Below are 17,791 nucleotides of genomic sequence, written 5' to 3'. Positions count from 1 at the left end.
GAGAATAAGTGAGCTGTGTAACATGGTTTCATGACACTTCTGTGATTAAGAAGTGCAGAAAGGAAGATTATCTTGAAATATATAAAAACACCTGCCTTTTTGAATAAGAGGCTCGGATTTTTTTCTTTACTAGTCGTTTTACTTTGGTTGAAAACGATTTTTGCCTATTTAGTTGATTTCCATCTCGGAATCGAAAGTGGCATTCAATACTTTATCTTGTTTATCAACCCTATTGCAACTACATTGTTATTACTTGGAATTGCTCTTTATATCAGACGCCCTAGAGTTGCTTATATCACGATGATGGTCATTTATTTTCTTTTGACATTGCTTGTTTTTTCGAATGTCACTTATTATCGAGAATTCACGGACTTCATTACGATCAACACGATTTTAGGTGCTGGGAAAGTAGCGAGTGGTCTGGGAGAAAGTGCCATTCGACTGTTTCGCCCATATGATGTGATCTATTGGATCGATTTTATTATCTTGGCTGTTCTGCTGATTGCAAAAAAAATCAAGTTGGACCCTCGCCCGATCCGAGCAAGAATGGCTTTTGCGATCTCTACATTAGCAGTTATGATTTTCTCAGGAAATCTTTTTATGGCGGAAGCTGATCGTCCAGAATTGCTGACTCGAACATTCTCTCGTGATTATTTGGTCAAATATCTTGGCTTGAATGCTTTCATGGTTTATGACGGTGTTCAAACTTACCAGACAAACCAAGTGCGGGCAGAAGCAAGTCCCAATGATATGAAAGAAGTAGAAAATTATGTAAAAGAACATTATGCAGCACCAAATGACGATTTGTTCGGTCTTGCTAAAGGAAAAAATGTGATTTATATCCATTTAGAAAGCTTCCAGCAATTCTTGATCGATTATAAATTGACAGATGAGAATGGTGTCCAGCATGAAGTTACACCTTTCATCAATAGTCTTTACCACAGCAACAGCACGTTCAGTTTTGACAACTTTTTCCATCAAGTAAAAGCAGGAAAAACAAGCGATGCGGAAACGCTGATGGAAAATTCATTGTTTGGCTTGAATCAAGGCTCCTTGTTCACACAATTAGGCGGAAAAAATACTTTCCAAGCTGCACCTGATATTTTAAGTCAAACACAAGGTTACACTAGTGCGGTATTCCATGGGAACGCTGGTACATTCTGGAATCGAAACGAGACATACAAGAATTTAGGATATGATTATTTCTTTGATTCTTCTTATTATGATGTTAATGATGACAATTCGTTCCAATACGGGTTGCATGATAAACCATTTTTCCAACAATCCGTACAATACTTGGAACGTCTGCAACAACCATTTTATTCAAAATTCATTGCTGTATCTAACCATTATCCTTATTCAAAATTCACCAATGACGAAGCAGGATTCCCGTTAGCCAATACAAATGATGAAACGATCAACGGTTACTTTGCGACAGCCAATTATTTAGATACCGCCGTACAAGAATTCTTCAATTATTTGAAAGAAAGCGGCTTGTATGATAATTCAGTCATCGTCCTTTACGGTGACCATTACGGTGTCTCGAATTCAAGAAATAAAAATCTAGCTGAATTAGTTGGAAAAACAAGTTCTACTTGGACAAACTACGACAATGCACAAATGCAGCGTGTCCCTTATATGATCCATATCCCTGGACAAACACAGGGCGGAATCAATCACACTTACGGCGGACAAGTTGATGCCTTGCCTACATTACTTCACTTACTAGGTGTAGATACAAAAAATTATATTCAGTTAGGACAAGATCTATTCTCGAAAGATCATGAACAGCTTGTTTCTTTCCGTGATGGTGATTTTGTTACACCAAAATATACTTACTACGGTGGTACGATCTATAGTAACGAAACTGGTGAAGCTATTACTGAACCTACTGAGGAAGTACAGAATGAAATTGATTCACTGAAAGAAAAAGTTGATAAACAGTTAGCTGTTTCTGACCAAATCAATAATGGTGATCTTCTTCGGTTCTATACGAATAGTGGATTAGACCCAATTGATACCAGTGATTATGACTACAAGAATGGCTTAGAGAAATTAAAAGAAGCTGAAAAATCTCTTGGTGACAAGTCAACTAGTGTCTTTAGTGAACACAAGGGACAATCAACTGTTGATCTTTATAAAACGCAAACGTACCAAGAACTTCACGGAACGACCACAAGTTCTTCCGAATGATAAAATAAATTTAAAAGGAGCAGCGACAAAATTATTGTCGCTGCTCCTCTTTTCGAATAAACAGTGTTCAAAAGCTTGCATCTACGGTAATAGAATAGGGCAGCTTCTTCACAACCTCTTGCTTTTTACAAAATATTTTCTGGTTTTAATTCGTGATTTCACTAAAGGAATTTCATACTTTATTCATATTCATTTTCTATACTTTTTATAGAGGTGAAAAGTATGAAAATAATCCGCTATGCTACTGCTCGATTAATTTATTACAAAAAGCAGACAATACTCTATTGTTTATTTTCAAGCTTTTCTGCTTTTTTATTGATAGCATGCCTGACTCTTTACCATTTGCAATCGGCTTTAGCCAATCAAGTCCAAGATCGGCTTTCATTTATTGGCGCTTCTGCATCTACAGAGCTTCTTCCGGCTTTAGAATTAGCTAGCCGATTTTATATAAAAGGCATATTCAGTTTATTTTTTCTATTTGCCTTCCTTTTTATCTTTTTCTTTTACTATTCAGTCAGGCAAAACAAGCAGGAATTGATCAATTGGCGCCTGACTGGTCTTTCTAAAACCAAATTATTCCTTTTTATTTTCTGGCAGCTGTTCTTTCCTCTCTTTCTTTGTTGTATCTTGGTTTTATTGTGGATCGTCAGCTTCCAGTCAGTTTATGAAGCGCTTCTTCAAAGGATCAATTTTCTTGTCTTAAAGACTACTGAACTGCCAGATATCCGTGATATCTTGACTTCGGTAAGCGGACTTACAATTCCGATGGATCAACAGACTTTTTTTACCATCGATTTCCAAAATGATCTTTTTTTCACAGATATACTTAAGGGATTTGCCCAAACTCTTATTGGGCTCAGTGGATGCTGTCTCATTCTTAGTCTATTCCCTTTCACTTTTTTTATCCATCATTTGCAAAGTAGGAGGCCTGGACGTAATGAAACCTGAATATTTGATTCATGCTGAACACTTGACCGTTATTTTGTGTCCTCTCGAAAAACAGCATAAAATATTGGAGCACTTGAAAAAAGAGGTTCTTGTTGCAAAACTGGATAATTTTGCGATCATCCAAAAAAATTGGCCGATGTTTCCTTATCTGAATCTTAAAGACCATGTCCTGTTGGATGTACCGGAAAAAGAAATCAAACAAGATCGTTTGGCCTATCAAGAAAAACTTGATATCTCTCCTTCCTTGCTTAATTGTGCGGCAGCTGAGTTGACGTCTTTTGAAAAAGTAAAGCTGCAATTACTTCATGCCTTGCTTTCCAAGCGAAACAATATTGTTATTGAAGATACATTTGATGAACTTAGTGTATTGGAGATCCAAGAGCTACTCCACTTGCTTTCTTATTTAGCTCATGAAGAAAATCAAGGTATCTTACTCTTTACTCATGATGCTACTATTGCTCAAAGTCCTTATATTGATCGTTTAGAGCCCGCGGGCTAAATCAATCATTTTATAGTAAAAACAAGCGGTATAGAAGATCGATTCATGATCTTTTATACCGCTTGTTTTTTACTCTTTTTTGATTTCTACGTCAGGCAAACGAACAGCGAATTTTGTTCCTTTTCCTAATTCGCTTTCTACTTCTAATTTTCCTTTATGCAAGCGTACAAGTTGCTGCACGATTGGTAAACCTAATCCTGATTCACCATATTTTGTATTTTTTCTTGAAGGATCTACTTTATAATAACGATCCCAGATACTTTTCATTTGTTGTTCAGACATTCCAATTCCCGTATCTTCAATCGTGATGATCGTTTCAAGATAGCCTTTTTCTAAAGTAATCGTGATTTGGCCGTTTTCAGTAAACTGTATCGCGTTTTGAATAATATTGACCATGATTTGGACAAATCGGTCATAATCAGCGTAAACATCAATATCATCAACGGCTTTCAATGTCAATGTATCTCCTGCTGCTTCTGCTTTAGCTTCTAACTGTGCAACAATATTTTTCAATGTTTCTGTTCCATTGAATTTTTTAATGACCATACTGATTTGATTCGTACGGATTTTTTCATAATCCAAGTTTTCATTCACCAAACGGATCAGACGCTCTGTTTCATTTTTCATCAATTTAATCGCGTTTTCTCGCTGATTTTCAGGGATTGCATTGTATTCTAACCCTTCCAGAAGTCCGTTGATTGTCGTAAGAGGTGTTCTCATCTCGTGAGAAGCATCTGCCATAAATTGTCTTCGACGATTTTCTTGTTCTTCAATTTCTGCTTGAGATTCTCTCAATGAATTCGTCATTTTATTGAAATCATCTGCTAACTCATCAAATTCATCTTTGTCATGTACGGGGAGCTGTACATCAAAATTACCATTCGTCACTTCTTTCGTCGCATTCCTTAACCGATTGATACGCTTAACTTGGAATGCTGCAAAAGCATAGCTGGCAATAACTGCAACGATACTGGAAAAAATAAATCCTTTGAACAGGTTCAGTGTAATTGGACGAACGCTGTTATCGATATTTCGCGCAGGTTGACTAACTACAAGTGCTCCATAGAATTCATGATTCAAATTAAATGGCACAAGTGCGTAAGAGGTCGCCTGTGCTTGTCCTAAAATATTTTTATTCGATGTGAATTTTTCTTGACGTCCATTCCTCAGATTTTTCCATTGATCAGCTGTTAAGGTAAAATTCAGTAAAGCTGTATTAGTCGGATAAATGACACGTTCGTTTTTATCGATAAATATAAAGTTCACATTTTGTTCTGTCAGTACTTGCTCTGTCAGCAGCAATGCATTTTGAAACGCCTGATCTTGACTAAACTGCGGGAGCGTATCGGCATAGGTTTGCGTTGTCTTTTCAACTGATTCAGCATATCCAAACAGTTGCTGGTAATTGTTTTCTTCAATCGTTTGTTTTGTCAGTTGTGTAAAAGAAACTCCAACGATCAATAAGATCAACGCGACCATTCCGCAAAAAGCTAAGAGTTGCTGATACAAATAACGCATTAGGCAACACCAGAATCATCGAATTTGTAGCCGACTCCCCAAACAGTTTGGATGACTTGTGGTCCGACCTTTTCGATTTTTTGTCGTAATTTCTTGATATGGGCGTCCACTGTCCGTTCATCACCAAAGTACTGATAATCCCAGACTAATTCAAGCAACTGCTCCCGAGAGAATACTTGACGTGGTTTTTTTGCTAAAGTAAACAATAGATCGAACTCTTTAGGCGTCAGTCCTTCAATTGGCCGGTTGTCCAGATACGCTTCTCGTGTTTTCGTATTCATCTTGAAATGACTAGTCTCGATATCAAAATGATCATCTGAAACTGCTGCTTCTTCTCTTGCTTCTGCCAACTCACTACGGCGATGCAAAGCTTTCATTCGAGCAATAAGCGTCAGAGGACTGAAAGGTTTTGTGACATAATCATCTGCCCCCATCTCTAAGCCGATCACCTGATCGCTTTCAGAATCTCTAGCTGTCAGCATGATAATCGGCACAGTACTTGAAACTTTGCGGATCTCTCTTCCTACTAGCATACCGTCCAGTGTGGGCAAATTCAGGTCTAGTGTAATCATATCCCAATGTTGTGGGTTTTCTAAAAAGGCATCGAGCCCTTCTTTTCCATCATACTTGAAAGTTGCTTCCCAACCTTCATTTAAGAAAAACATCTGCATCATTTCAGAAACAGATTGATTATCTTCAATCATTAAAATATTCATTATCGTTCCCTCCAGTTTCCAGGTCATATTTCTGTAATGTCTTTTCTGTCATAATAAAAATAGGCATAATTGGAAATACTAGCAGAAGCATTTCAATCAGAAAATAATTCGTATGCCCAGATGTCTTTAAATAATAGCCGATCAATGCCATCAGTAAGCCCATAAGAAAAAACCAGTTTCCGCTTGTCTTTTGAGCCAGCCGCCAATGAGCGTCTGTTTTTGCGGCAAGAGGCGAATGATACCCATAAAAAGGCAGATTTCCTTTTGAGGGCAGAATCCGAAAAAGACTGCCAATTATTAAGAATAAGATACCAATACTGAAAAAAATCATTCTTTCCCTCCTAAATTCTCTTCTTATAGTATACTCTAAATTGTTGACTGAACCAATATGTTCAGGAATTCTTCACGAAAGGTTTGTCTTTTGTTCATTCTTTGTTAAGATAAACTTATTCCAATAAAAAAGGAGTTTTATTTGTGTCAAATTATCGTGCAATCACTTTCTTTGATCTTGATGGAACATTACTAGATGCGAAATCAAAAATCACACCCGAAGTGGCAAAAGCTATGAACGCATTAAAAGAAAACAATGTTCTCCCCGTCATCGCTACAGGACGTACAGAAGCAGAAATCCACTCTATCATGGAAGATGCGGGCATTACTTCTGCGGTCACCATGAATGGTTCTTTCATTCGAGTAGACGGCGAAGAAATCTATTCTCAAACATTTTCTTCAGAAGAATGTCAAAAAATGTATGATCATGTACAGTTGAACGGTCATGAACTTTCTTACTATAACGATCAGAAAATCTGGTGTACCGGTCATAGCCAAACAATGATCAATGCTTACGACTTCATTCATTCAGATGTTCCGGAAATTGATCCTTTAGGCTTTAAAGAAAACACAGTAAATATGTTGCTGATCTTATCTCAATCAGGTGACGAATACTATCACGAACATTTTCCTGAGCTAACTTTTTATCGGAATGGTCCTTACTCGATCGATACAGTGAAGAAAGGAATCTCAAAAGGGGCAGGTGTCAAACGTCTGCAAAAAGAACTTCAGCTGGAAAAAGTTCCTACTTTTGGATTTGGCGATGGTCCGAATGATTTTGCCTTGTTGGAAGCTTGCGACAACAAAATCGCTATGGACAACGCCTATGACGGATTAAAAGAACTTTCTACCTTTATCACAAAGAAAAATACAGAAGGCGGAATTGTCCACGCATTGAAGTATTTTGATCTGATTTAAGATCTTTTTTTGAAGCTACCTCTTTTCTTAAGAAAATCGCTTATTTTTTCTTAAGAAAGGGGCAGTTATTATATAAATAATGGGATATGATTCGCTTTTTTATTGAATTTATCCCAATATATGCTATACTAATTTTGTATGAAAAATACACGTAACCCTTGTTAGCTAACGGGGACGTTACGGATTCGACAGGCACAGTCGAGCTTGAATTGCGTTTCGTAGGTTACGTCTACGTAAAAACGTTACAGTTAAATATAACTGCTAAAAACGAAAACAACTCTTACGCTTTAGCTGCCTAAAAACAGTTAGCGTAGATCCTCTCGGCATCGCCCATGTGCTCGAGTAAGGGTCCTAACTTTAGTGGGATACGTTTCAACTTTCCGTCTGTAAGTTGAAAAAGAGAACATCAGACTAGCGATACAGAATGCCTGTCACTCGGCAAGCTGTAAAGTGAATCCTTAAATGAGTTGACTATGAACGTAGATTTTTAAGTGGCGATGTGTTTGGACGCGGGTTCGACTCCCGCCGTCTCCATATATGTATGGTTGAGACAGATAAACATGTATGAAAAACGTTGTTAAATCAACGTTTTTTTATTTTGGTCAAGGAGAGAAAAGTAGAGAAATACAAAATTTTTTGCATTGATTTTGCATTCAAAAAAACATTCAAACATTTAGAAATCCCCAATACGTATTCAGGAAAATCTATTTTAAGGTTTACAAAAAGAACTTTTGTTCGTACACTCTTTTTGAGGTGAACTTTTATGCTGATGGAAGGAAAAACACAATTATGGTTTAAGCATGTTCCTTCAAATAAGTTTTTTTAATTATTATTTGTCAAATTAAGCGAGACAAAACTTTCCATTTACGTAACTCAAAAAAACTTCTAATGGTGTTTGGTAATTTAGTGATTTTCTAGGGATATGGTTTCTTTTAGACGCAACGGATGAGATGAATCCTTGATTGACTTGGTTGAATTCCATTTCTTTTGGTAGTCCATCTTTTCGGAGGAGTCCGTTTGAATGTTCATTTAATCCCCGTTGGGAAGGCGTTCCTGGGTCTGCGAAATAAATATCAATATCATTCGTATTACTAATACTTTTCCAATTAGAGAATTCTTTTCCACAATCAAAGGTAATTGATTTGAAAAGATTTTTGGGTACGGATTGAAGCCATTCATTAATCGAATTTTCAATATCAACTGCCTTACGGCCTTCTGGTTTCAAGGCGATAATGGCTTTTGAAAGTCGCTCAACGAGTGTGATGACGGCACTTTTATGGTGGATGCCGACAATCGTATCACCCTCTAAATGTCCAAATTCTTCTTCGAAAACGACATAATCTTTTTTACGTTCAGAAATATTTCTTTTGAATGCCTGTTTTCCACGTTTTTCCTTATAACCATTTGGTTTTCGTTTTCCTTGCATCGGTAAATGTAAAACATTGAATTCTCCCGTCTTAAACCGGCGATAGAGGGTACTTACTGAACAAGAGAAGGTTCGCTCTGCACGGCCAATAATGACGTCTGGGGTCCAACCTTCAGTTGATCTTTTTTCAATGTATTCTTTTTCCTCAGCAGGAAAAATGATTTCGGTTCTCCCACAACGTCGCTTATTTTCTTTGTATTGTTCAAAGTATTCAAGTGCTGTTCCACCACATTTGAGAAAGTTATAGACATTGTAAATTGTTTGGCGTCCACGTTTAAGCTGCTTCGCAACGATAGCAACCGGAGTTTCTTGATGAAAATATGCTTCTATCATTACAAGCTCGTTTGGTGTAAGATGGGTATAAGTCATTTATGTTCACTCTCCTTGTATGCTTTAGCGGGTATTACAATTTGAGTGTAACATAAATGGCTTTTTTATTTGTCTCGCTTAATTATACAAACGGCGAATTATAAACTCTAGAGAAATTAATTCATCCTAACATAAAATAATTGTTCACTCAAAAGTTTTTCTAGAACAATTAAAACAGCAGGCTTCACATTCGCTATACATTTGTAAGAAGTAATAATTCCTGTACTAAAAGGCATAATTGCTTTAATTATTTTTTGACTTCTCTTCAAACACAAGAAGTAGTTGTGTAATAATTGCAGAAATAAGGATTCCAATAATAGATATAAAATTTGACATGGAAACGTCTATAACATTAAAAGAATAAAGTGTTGAAGAAAGTAAACTGATTGAAATAACCCCTCCGTAAAAAATAGTCTGTGAATATACCCACTTTTTTTCAGAAGACGTACTTCGTTTGGTTCTAAAACCTATCCCTGCATTTCTACTCTTATCAAAAAACCAAATATTTAGAAGTAATAATATTGCTATTATTAAGATAAAATTACTGTAAAAATCCAAAAGCTATCCTCCTAGCAACTATTTAAATACCCAAAAAAATGACCTCTAGATAATATCATACCTACGTTTTCACTTATAAATTTTTTCATAAAAAAAGCGTTTAGAGGCATAATCGTTAATACAGATGGTAACCAATGTATCTGGTTTGAACTGGGATATCACCCTCTCCATATATGTATTACTAAGACTAATAGATACTATAAAAGACTTGATAGTTTTGCATTGATTTTGCCTAATACTGAGCATAGGTGTATGCTAAACGATACTATAAGGAGTGTGTACATAATGAAAAGAATTCTGTTTATCAGTTTATCAAATTTATTGTTACTTACTGCTTGTGGGACTTCTGCATCAAAGAACATACCTTCAGATACGCAAATTTCGAATAGTATCGATTCAACAATTTCTACAAATGAGAAAAATTCTCCGGTAGAAACTTCCGATATAAAAGTTTCTACCTCTGCAAAAAACAGGGTAAAGAAACTGTCAGCACGTCTCCTTTATTTCAAACAAACTCTGAATTAGCTTCTTCATCTTCTTCAGCAAATAATGATGATAGTTTCGCGTTTACTCCTAACTAAATGCAACCTTTATAAATGCTTTACGATAACAAGCCTGAGCTAAATGATCCTGATATCAGTTTTGCATTTTTTGAAATGATTGGATCGGATGATCTTTTTAAAACTACTAGTTTGTCTATCCGAAAATAGGACAGTTCTGGCAGTATAGGTTTTTATCGAGTTTCTCCACCAGGCCTCGTTACAGAGACAGATTCTCTAGGCAAACCTTTTGAATAAATCAAAAATCATGAACAATCACTGCCAACTAAATAAAGTGCCTTCAAAAGCTTGGTCTTCTCGCTTTTGAAGGCACTTTATTTAAATCTTTATGAAACTAAAGTATGTTCATATTTGTTGCTATAGTTATATAGATATTCTGTTGTTTCCAACTCATAAACGTGAGTATATTTTGCCACTACTTTTCCGCATTTTTCTAATATTTCATTGCGATCGACGTCATGATATTCGTCTACGCAGATCACAACACAATTTTCTAATTTACTGATTACTTCTCCAACCACTTTTTGTTTCAAGCCAATAGGTTGGCAAATATATTTTTTTCCTAAAATGATAGTTTCGTTATTCATATTTCATCCATCCTTAATGTTTTTTCATTATTTAAAATGATAATAACATTAAAATATGATTATGAAAATCAATAACACTTGTGATTTTATAAAAAAATAAAAAAACCGAAAAACAGAAATGCCCACTGTCTTTCCGGCTCTTTTTATTCTTGATTTCTCTTCTTTTTTGTTTCAATAGACGATTTTAGTTATTAATAAATGAAAAAGCATTTATATTAAAATTTGATAATAAAAGATCTACATATTTTTCTAGAAATGCTTGATCGATTTCATCATACCCTTTCGTTACTCCGCAATCGATATCTAAAACACCGATTAAATTACCTTCTTTTACCATTGGCACTACGATTTCTGATTGTGCGGCTGAATCGCAGGAAATGTAATTTGCATGGGTTTTGACATCATCAACGATCAATGTTTCTTGTTTTTCAGCTGATTCTCCACAAACTCCTTTTCCCATCTTGATACGTGTGCAAGAAACTCGCCCTTGGAACGGTCCTAAAATCAATTCATTACCATCGAATAAATAATATCCTGCAAAGACAGTCTCAGGCAAAGTCTCATTCAACAATGCAGATGAATTTGCTAAATTTGCTAACCAGTTATCTTCTGCTTCTAATAATCCTTGTTGCTGTAATAATAAAATTTCGTATGCATCTTTTTTCTGTTTTTCTGTCCACATGATAAAAACCGCTCCTTTTTGATCTATGGAGAAGATTATAGCTCAGTTTTTTTGTAAACGCTAGGTTTTCTCCTCAAAAAAACGAGATACGTCAGGTTAATCACCTTGAACGCATCTCGCTGTCTTTTTCTATTCTGCTTGTTGGATTTCTGCTGCTAAATCAGCATAATCAATCGTTTCGTGAACAAAAGTCGGATCATCAACTGGAAAATGCTGTACAAGGGACGAGATGCGGCTAATCTCAACTTTTCCTTCAGCCACTTCAAAATCCATTACATGTCCGCCAAATGTATGTGTATCATCGATAAAATGCAGGTGAAATCCCGCTGCAGCAACTCCTTGGAATAATTCAGGCGTAAAGAACCCGACTAATGTTCCTTGGACATTGCTTTGTTGGAATTCTGGTTGAGACTCTGAAATTTTTGCTAGTCTTCTGTAAGGTTTTTCTTGCTTCGGCATGATACGGATGTGCATATTTTTGAATAATCCAGTTATCTTCACTGCCAAAAATAGGTTTTCCCCGGCTTCTCTTACTAATATGTCTTTTTTCAATTGTTCTCCATCTGCAGTTTTTGAGACAGAAAAACTAGTATCTGGCGTAAAATCTGTAATTGCTGCATAGGGGGTAAGTTCACTTCCATCTAATTGGGCAACTGAGCCATCTGATCTTCCTTGATAAGCTACGCCATCTAAAAAGATGACTTCACCATCAAGCCCATGCAATGTTCCCAATCCCAGAGTTCCTTTTTCTAATATATGAGCAATCGTTTCTGTTCCATCCATCAAGCCGGCCATCAAAGCTCCTAATGTCCCGTGCTGGTATAAGATTTTTTCAGTCATGTCGACACTTCCTTAATAGAATTGATCTGGTAAGATTGTTTCTCCCAATTTCTCATTATCACGGTAATCAATCGGAATATCAATAATTACGGGTCCTTCTGTCGCAAATCCTTCTTCTAAAGCTTTTTCTAATTCCTCTACACTTGTAGCTCGGATTCCTTTAGCGCCAAAAGCTTCTGCATATTTCACAAAATCAACTGGACCAAAGTCTACACCTGACGCCCGCTGATATTTCATTTTTTCTTGGAACTCTACCATATTGTAGTGTCCATCATTCCAAATCAAATGAACGATATTCAATTTTTTACGTACCGCCGTTTCTAAATCCTGGGCAGAGAATAAAAATCCCCCATCGCCGGAAACTGATACGATTTGTGTATTTGGACGCACCAATGCAGCAGAAATCGCCCATGGCAATGCAACACCAAGCGTTTGCATACCATTACTGAATAACAAATGACGAGGTTCATAACTTCTAAAGTGGCGTGCCATCCAAATATAATGACTACCTACATCTACGGTAACAGTCATATCATCTGTTACTTTTGACTGAAGCGTGTTAATAACTTCTAAAGGATGCAAGATACCTGCTTCTCCTTTTGATTGAACAATGTCCCGCTCCGTTAATTTTGCTTGAAGAGATGCTAAATATTCTTTTGCATCTTCTGACACTTGTTGAGGCTCTAATGAACCTGTCAATAAATCAAGAGTGGCTGAGATATCACCGATCAATTCTCTTTCAGGCTGCATAAAAGGATCGATTTCAGCTGGCGCTTCATCGATCACAATGATCCGCGCATCTTTTTCCGCATTCCAGTTTCTTGCTTCATATTCGATTGGATCATAGCCAATTGCAATAACTAGATCACTTCGTTTCAAAAGCATATCTCCTGGTTGGTTTCTAAATAAACCCACACGACCAAAGAAATGCGCTTCTAATTCACGTGAGATCACTCCAGCTGCTTGGAATGTCTCTACAACAGGCAATGCTGTCTTTTCAACTAATTGCCTGATGGCTAACGTTTCTTTTTCACTTGATCCTCGCATACCTACTAATAGTACCGGTAGTTTTGCTTCTCTAATGCGTTCAGCTAGGTAACGGATATCATCTGCAGAAGCAGAACCTAATTTAGGATCGCTCAATGGCTTGATGACATTACCTTGGACAGGTGCATCCACTACATCTTGCGGGATACTGATAAAGCTCGCGCCTTTTTTTGAACTCTTAGCCATACGATAAGCATTGGCAATCACTTCTGAAATTGTTTCTGGATCTTGGATTTCTGCACTGTATTTTGTGATTGGCTGGAACAGTGCTGCATTATCCATGCTTTGATGGGTCAACTTCAATAGATCGCTTCGTTTTACTTGTCCGGCAATTGCTAAAACTGGGTCACCTTCTGCTGTCGCTGTTACCAAACCTGTAGCTAAGTTACTAGCACCAGGACCACTTGTTGCGATAACTACTCCTGGCTCTCCTGTAATACGTCCGATTGCTTGTGCCATAAATGCAGCATTTTGTTCGTGACGAGTCACGATTAATTCAGGACCTTGATCCTCTAATTCATTAAATACACCATCGATTTTTGCACCTGGTATACCGAATACATAATCAACATGATGATTAATCAAACTTTCTACTACAGATTTCGAACCTTGTTTCATTTTTTTAGCCATTGAACATCGTCCTTTTTATGCTTTATTTTTAATTATTAGTTAGAAATAATCACAAATAAGTGATACAGTTTCTAAACCTGTTTCATTCAAAAGTATAGCATGTTTTATTTCATTTGTTTAGCCATATGTTTCAAAAAATGAAAAAGAATGACAGTTTTTACATAAAAAACTGTCATTCTTAATTGAAAGTTTCAATTTATAAAGTCTACAGATCCATAGTTCTCATCAATTTACGATTGTTGAAGTAAATCAAACCAAATACGATAGAAGGACCTAGTAGAATACACCATTGGGGCTTTACGAAAAAGAAGAGAAACAAACTTGTCAATAGTAAAAAATCTAGTAAACTCACATACCATTTTTTCAACGTATAGTAGAACGCTATCCGTAGAACTTGATTTGGTTTCGACGCTGGATTTCTCACCTGAAAATACCAGCAGTTGATGCTAAAGGAAACTGATAAACAAGCAAGTAAAACAAACAACGGAATCAACCATTTTCCATAAGAAAAACGTATAAAAAAGAAACAATCAAAAATCATTATCACACTAACTATCCAAGCAAATAGCCAATAAAAAAATCCCTTTAGCCAAAATTGGCGAAACGTCTTTATGAACAAACGTACTGGTGAAAAACTTTTTTCTTTTGCTAATTCTTCTGTCATACCTATCATCACGATGCAACCTGGACCAATAAAAAGTAAAGAAAAAATAAAGGAAAAGACATTCCTTCCATCTATCGACAAAAGGAACGCAGCTGCTATATACAAGATATTGACACACCAAAAACAAAGGCTACTTGCCAATGATTGATACAACCAATAAAAGAATTCCATATAAACATTTTTGTCAAAACGCTGCTCTTTCATAATCACCTCCTATTCCTTCATTCCTGATGAAGCGATCCCTTCTACAAAATATTTTTGCATCGCTAAAAATATAAAAGCAACAGGAAGAACAGAAACAACTGAGGCAGCCATGATTAATGCGTACTCTGCATCAAATAGCCCAATAAACATTTTCAACCCTAACTGGATTGTTTTATTTTCCGTAGAAGACAAATAAATGAATGGCCCCATATAATCGTTCCATGTATTAACGAATGTGATGATCGTCAAACTGGCAATCGCCGGTTTTGTAAGAGGTAAAATGATCTTGCGATAGATTTCCCACTCTGATAAGCCATCGATCCGCGCACTCTCACATAAAGAATCTGGGATACTACTGTAATATTGCTTCAACAAGAACACACCAAAAGCATTGAACGCTTGTAATAGCACCAACGACCACAACGTATCTGTTAAACCCACTTTTCTCATCATAATGAACTGCGGGATCATATAAGACTGCCAAGGGACAGCAATCGTGCCGATATATGCTAAAAATAAAATATCGCGCCCTTTAAAATTTAGTTCAGAAAACCCGTAAACAGCAAAACTAGAAGTAAACAACTGAATCAACGTGATCACAACGCTTAAAAAAGCTGTATTCTTAAAAAATGTCACTAAAGGAATACGAGACCAAATAACCAGATAATTCTCTAAATGCCAAGTTTTAGGGATCCATTGAATCGGAATCGTTAACACTTCATTATTTGCTTTGAATGAAGCAGAAACCATCCATAAAAAAGGAATGATCGTCAATAAAGCTAATACAATCAGCAGAATCATACCCAACCATTGAATAAAGGGCATGTTTTTTGAACGAATTTTTGCTTTTTTTCTTTCATTTCGAACACTCTCTTCCATATCACACCTCCTAAGTACGACGCTTATTCCAAGAAAATTGAACAACCGTAACGCCCAAAACAATTACGAACAAAACAAGTGAAATAGCTGAAGCATAACCAAAATCAAATTTTTTGAATGCTTCATTGTAGATTTGGTAAACCAGCACATTTGTCGCTCGACCAGGGCCGCCATCCGTCATCACTTGCACAAGGTCAAACACCTTGAAACAATTGATGACAAGCATGATCGTTACAAAGAAGGTTGTTGGTCTCAACGAAGGTAATGTCACATTCAAAAATTGTTTCCAACGGTTTGCTCCATCTAGCGAAGACGCTTCATATAGTTCTTTTTGGATACTTTGTAGTCCTGCAAGGTATAGAATCATGTAATAACCCATCCCTCGCCAAATACTGACAATTACAATTGCCCAAAGCGCCCAATTTGAACTTGAAGTCCAACCTGGAGGATGTTCAATAAATCGTCTTAAAAAGATATTAATAGGTCCCACTGTTGGATGAAACAACATATTCCAAACAACAGCAATTGCTACTAAGGAAGTAACATACGGAAAGAAAAATATCGTACGAAAAAGCTTCATCCCTCTAATTTTCTGATTTAGTAGTAAAGCTAGCCCTAACGAACAAACAAGTGTGCCAGGCACTACAGCAGCGGTATATAAAAAAGTATTTTTCAAAGAAATCCAAAATGTCTCATCGTTGGCCATTTTACGAAAGTTATCTAGTCCAGCAAATTCTGGCGTTGAAAAAGAATCCCATTTCATAAATGCTAGTACAAGCGAAAACAGGATTGGTATTAATGTAAAAACGAAAAAACCAATGAAATTCGGGGCGATAAACGAATAAGCGATCCACGTTCGTTTTCTACGCAAATGATTTGTAGCTTTCTTATTTATACTATTCTCCATTTCGATGACGAAACCAAGAGTGTTTGATCTCTTGGCTTCTCTCCTTTCATGATTATTCTTTTTCCGCAGCTACACGTTTCTCCATATTTACCGTTCCTTTTTCCGGCGTTTCATCTCCAACCAAAACTAAGTCATATTCTTCTTGTAAAATCTTATCGATTGCAGGCCCATACGTATCAATCGGAAATTCAAGTTTGATTTCATCAGGAGAAAAAGCTTTTTTAGAAATTTCATCCGTTGGCATTCCAGCGAGATTAAAATAAAGCTGATCAATCTCATCCGTACGATATGAAGGAACTACTCCTACTCCTGCTAATACTTTTGCTCCTTCTTCACTGGCTGCAAATTCAATAAATTCTTGCGCCGCTTTTTGTTTCTTTGAGTTTTTATTGACAGCAAATGCTGTTGGTGAGCCAAACGTCGTGACCGATTCTCCTTTTTTCTTCTGAGGAATAGCTGTAATTCCCCATTCTACTTCTGTCTTACTTGCTTCTTTGTTTGCGAGTATGCCAGCCATATACCAAGTTCCCATGTACATCATTGCTGCTTTTTGTTCTTCAAATTGAGACTGATAGGTTACTTTCGTTGATTTAGCCGTGCCAAAATCCATCTGCGCGCCTTCTTTTTGCATCCTCAATGCTCGATCATAATAATCAGTCATATATTGATAATCTGGTTCAACAAGATTCGCCTCGTTTTGAGCAGCTGCAATAGCTTGGATTGTCGAACGCCAGATATGTTGATATGCTCCGTAAACTTGTCCGTCATTTTTACTAAGTTTTTTTGCTAAATCTTCATATTCGTCCCAAGTTAGATTTTTTGGATATTCGATTCCTGCATCATCAAACATTTTCTTATTGTAATATAGTACCCAAAAGTCCGTTCGATATGGCAATGCATATGTTTTTCCATCGATATCATACATTTCATATGTTTCTTCAGCAGCATCAGTGTCTAATTCTCTAATTCGTTCTGGTTGATCGACTAACTGATCTCGTAAAGCATAATTTGAATACGACAAAAGATTTTTCATCGTCAATACATCTGTCGTGTCTCCAGAAGAAAGCATCGTGGTGAGTTTCGTATCATAATCATCTGAAGCAATATCTACTGCTTTCACTTTGATTCCCGTTTTCTTTTCGAATGCTTCAAAGAGCGCTTTGAATTCAGGTGTTGTTTCATAATTCCATGTCGAAACGGTAATTTCATTTGCTGATTCTTCACTACTGTCTTCTTGATTACCACAAGCACCAAATACGAGTGACATTCCTAAAACTATTGATCCAATCATCATTTTTTTCCATCGCTTCATTATA

18 protein-coding genes and 1 other RNA gene are annotated in these 17,791 nt (G+C 36.5%); 6 read left to right on the top strand and 13 right to left on the bottom strand.

The genetic code is table 11. The features are described 5' to 3' along the window. Window positions 1-72: 72 nt before the first annotated feature. The 3 genes from PYW34_RS04435 (at window position 73) to PYW34_RS04425 (ending at window position 3,640) form a co-directional block, all read left to right on the top strand. Complete coding sequence (locus PYW34_RS04435) at window positions 73-2,193, top strand: LTA synthase family protein (RefSeq protein WP_002293938.1); 2,121 nt, start codon at window positions 73-75, stop codon at window positions 2,191-2,193. A gap of 222 nt (window positions 2,194-2,415) precedes the next feature. Then, on the top strand, window positions 2,416-3,141 hold the full coding sequence (locus PYW34_RS04430; protein WP_002297641.1) for a hypothetical protein: 726 nt from the start codon (window positions 2,416-2,418) through the stop codon (window positions 3,139-3,141). Continuing rightward, on the top strand, window positions 3,131-3,640 hold the full coding sequence (locus PYW34_RS04425) for a hypothetical protein (RefSeq protein WP_002288586.1): 510 nt from the start codon (window positions 3,131-3,133) through the stop codon (window positions 3,638-3,640). The genes PYW34_RS04430 and PYW34_RS04425 overlap by 11 nt, the downstream gene beginning before the upstream one ends. Before the next feature lie 69 nt (window positions 3,641-3,709). Here the strand turns inward: PYW34_RS04425 and PYW34_RS04420 are convergent, their stop codons facing one another. The 3 genes from PYW34_RS04420 to PYW34_RS04410 are packed head-to-tail and all read right to left on the bottom strand — an operon-like array spanning window position 3,710 to window position 6,205. Then, a complete protein-coding gene (locus tag PYW34_RS04420; RefSeq protein ID WP_002293941.1) occupies window positions 3,710-5,158 on the bottom strand; it encodes a sensor histidine kinase in 1,449 nt (482 codons plus the stop codon). Continuing rightward, window positions 5,158-5,874 carry a response regulator transcription factor gene (locus tag PYW34_RS04415; RefSeq protein ID WP_002293942.1) on the bottom strand — a complete coding sequence of 239 codons (717 nt, stop codon included), beginning with the start codon at window positions 5,872-5,874 and terminating at the stop codon, window positions 5,158-5,160. Before PYW34_RS04415 ends, PYW34_RS04420 begins: the two co-directional genes overlap by 1 nt. After that, window positions 5,855-6,205, bottom strand: coding sequence for an SdpI family protein (locus tag PYW34_RS04410; protein ID WP_002293943.1), 351 nt, complete (start codon window positions 6,203-6,205; stop codon window positions 5,855-5,857). The genes PYW34_RS04415 and PYW34_RS04410 overlap by 20 nt, the downstream gene beginning before the upstream one ends. A 143-nt stretch (window positions 6,206-6,348) precedes the next feature. Between PYW34_RS04410 and PYW34_RS04405 the strand changes: the two genes are divergently transcribed. Both PYW34_RS04405 and ssrA read left to right on the top strand, forming a co-directional pair. Then, the gene (locus PYW34_RS04405; protein WP_002293945.1) at window positions 6,349-7,122 is read left to right on the top strand and encodes a Cof-type HAD-IIB family hydrolase; all 774 of its coding nucleotides are present in this window, start codon (window positions 6,349-6,351) and stop codon (window positions 7,120-7,122) included. 170 nt (window positions 7,123-7,292) lie between these two features. Continuing rightward, window positions 7,293-7,659: a transfer-messenger RNA gene (ssrA, locus tag PYW34_RS04400) on the top strand. 304 nt (window positions 7,660-7,963) lie between these two features. Here the strand turns inward: ssrA and PYW34_RS04395 are convergent. Beyond that, window positions 7,964-8,917, bottom strand: a complete 954-nt coding sequence (locus PYW34_RS04395) for an IS30 family transposase (RefSeq protein WP_000222572.1) — start codon at window positions 8,915-8,917, stop codon at window positions 7,964-7,966. Between the two features lie 243 nt (window positions 8,918-9,160). Beyond that, window positions 9,161-9,475 (bottom strand): hypothetical protein, encoded by a 315-nt coding sequence (locus tag PYW34_RS04390; RefSeq protein ID WP_002323892.1) that lies wholly within the window; start codon window positions 9,473-9,475, stop codon window positions 9,161-9,163. Window positions 9,476-9,760: 285 nt separating this feature from the next. On the opposite strand from PYW34_RS04390, the gene PYW34_RS04385 reads away from it, so the two are divergent. Next, entirely contained in the window at window positions 9,761-10,000 is a 240-nt protein-coding gene (locus PYW34_RS04385) for a hypothetical protein (RefSeq protein ID WP_002321266.1), read from the top strand. A gap of 361 nt (window positions 10,001-10,361) precedes the next feature. On the opposite strand, the gene PYW34_RS04380 is transcribed toward PYW34_RS04385, so the two are convergent. From PYW34_RS04380 to PYW34_RS04345, 8 genes are all read right to left on the bottom strand, one after another. After that, a complete protein-coding gene (locus tag PYW34_RS04380) occupies window positions 10,362-10,622 on the bottom strand; it encodes a hypothetical protein (protein WP_002289617.1) in 261 nt (86 codons plus the stop codon). A 184-nt stretch (window positions 10,623-10,806) separates the two neighbouring features. Further along, on the bottom strand, window positions 10,807-11,304 hold the full coding sequence (locus tag PYW34_RS04375) for a GAF domain-containing protein (protein WP_002293950.1): 498 nt from the start codon (window positions 11,302-11,304) through the stop codon (window positions 10,807-10,809). A gap of 129 nt (window positions 11,305-11,433) precedes the next feature. Next, complete coding sequence (budA, locus tag PYW34_RS04370; RefSeq protein WP_002289619.1) at window positions 11,434-12,144, bottom strand: acetolactate decarboxylase; 711 nt, start codon at window positions 12,142-12,144, stop codon at window positions 11,434-11,436. 12 nt (window positions 12,145-12,156) lie between these two features. Next, a complete protein-coding gene (gene alsS / locus PYW34_RS04365) occupies window positions 12,157-13,821 on the bottom strand; it encodes an acetolactate synthase AlsS (protein ID WP_002293952.1) in 1,665 nt (554 codons plus the stop codon). 205 nt (window positions 13,822-14,026) lie between these two features. Then, window positions 14,027-14,689 (bottom strand): DUF624 domain-containing protein, encoded by a 663-nt coding sequence (locus tag PYW34_RS04360; RefSeq protein ID WP_002297646.1) that lies wholly within the window; start codon window positions 14,687-14,689, stop codon window positions 14,027-14,029. Window positions 14,690-14,698: 9 nt separating this feature from the next. Continuing rightward, window positions 14,699-15,514 (bottom strand): carbohydrate ABC transporter permease, encoded by an 816-nt coding sequence (locus PYW34_RS04355; RefSeq protein ID WP_025477565.1) that lies wholly within the window; start codon window positions 15,512-15,514, stop codon window positions 14,699-14,701. Window positions 15,515-15,578: 64 nt separating this feature from the next. Continuing rightward, window positions 15,579-16,475 carry a carbohydrate ABC transporter permease gene (locus tag PYW34_RS04350; protein WP_002293955.1) on the bottom strand — a complete coding sequence of 299 codons (897 nt, stop codon included), beginning with the start codon at window positions 16,473-16,475 and terminating at the stop codon, window positions 15,579-15,581. A gap of 52 nt (window positions 16,476-16,527) precedes the next feature. Further along, complete coding sequence (locus PYW34_RS04345) at window positions 16,528-17,787, bottom strand: ABC transporter substrate-binding protein (protein ID WP_002334178.1); 1,260 nt, start codon at window positions 17,785-17,787, stop codon at window positions 16,528-16,530. Between the last annotated feature and the right edge of the window lie 4 nt (window positions 17,788-17,791).

The organism is Enterococcus faecium (assembly GCF_029023785.1).
GTDB lineage: Bacteria > Bacillota > Bacilli > Lactobacillales > Enterococcaceae > Enterococcus_B > Enterococcus_B faecium.
Note: the sequence above shows the minus strand (reverse complement) of the source record. Positions and strands in the feature narration are given on the sequence as shown.

Excerpts from the sequence above, each read along its gene's own strand:
- PYW34_RS04430 (WP_002297641.1), top strand. The coding sequence starts at position 2,416 with ATGAAAATAATCCGCTATGCTACTGCTCGATTAATTTATTACAAAAAG.
- PYW34_RS04425 (WP_002288586.1), top strand. The coding sequence starts at position 3,131 with ATGAAACCTGAATATTTGATTCATGCTGAACACTTGACCGTTATTTTG.
- PYW34_RS04420 (WP_002293941.1), bottom strand. The coding sequence starts at position 5,158 with ATGCGTTATTTGTATCAGCAACTCTTAGCTTTTTGCGGAATGGTCGCG.
- PYW34_RS04415 (WP_002293942.1), bottom strand. The coding sequence starts at position 5,874 with ATGAATATTTTAATGATTGAAGATAATCAATCTGTTTCTGAAATGATG.
- PYW34_RS04410 (WP_002293943.1), bottom strand. The coding sequence starts at position 6,205 with ATGATTTTTTTCAGTATTGGTATCTTATTCTTAATAATTGGCAGTCTT.
- PYW34_RS04395 (WP_000222572.1), bottom strand. The coding sequence starts at position 8,917 with ATGACTTATACCCATCTTACACCAAACGAGCTTGTAATGATAGAAGCA.
- PYW34_RS04385 (WP_002321266.1), top strand. The coding sequence starts at position 9,761 with ATGAAAAGAATTCTGTTTATCAGTTTATCAAATTTATTGTTACTTACT.
- PYW34_RS04380 (WP_002289617.1), bottom strand. The coding sequence starts at position 10,622 with ATGAATAACGAAACTATCATTTTAGGAAAAAAATATATTTGCCAACCT.
- PYW34_RS04375 (WP_002293950.1), bottom strand. The coding sequence starts at position 11,304 with ATGTGGACAGAAAAACAGAAAAAAGATGCATACGAAATTTTATTATTA.
- budA (WP_002289619.1), bottom strand. The coding sequence starts at position 12,144 with ATGACTGAAAAAATCTTATACCAGCACGGGACATTAGGAGCTTTGATG.
- alsS (WP_002293952.1), bottom strand. The coding sequence starts at position 13,821 with ATGGCTAAAAAAATGAAACAAGGTTCGAAATCTGTAGTAGAAAGTTTG.
- PYW34_RS04360 (WP_002297646.1), bottom strand. The coding sequence starts at position 14,689 with ATGAAAGAGCAGCGTTTTGACAAAAATGTTTATATGGAATTCTTTTAT.
- PYW34_RS04355 (WP_025477565.1), bottom strand. The coding sequence starts at position 15,514 with ATGCCCTTTATTCAATGGTTGGGTATGATTCTGCTGATTGTATTAGCT.
- PYW34_RS04350 (WP_002293955.1), bottom strand. The coding sequence starts at position 16,475 with ATGGAGAATAGTATAAATAAGAAAGCTACAAATCATTTGCGTAGAAAA.
- PYW34_RS04345 (WP_002334178.1), bottom strand. The coding sequence starts at position 17,787 with ATGAAGCGATGGAAAAAAATGATGATTGGATCAATAGTTTTAGGAATG.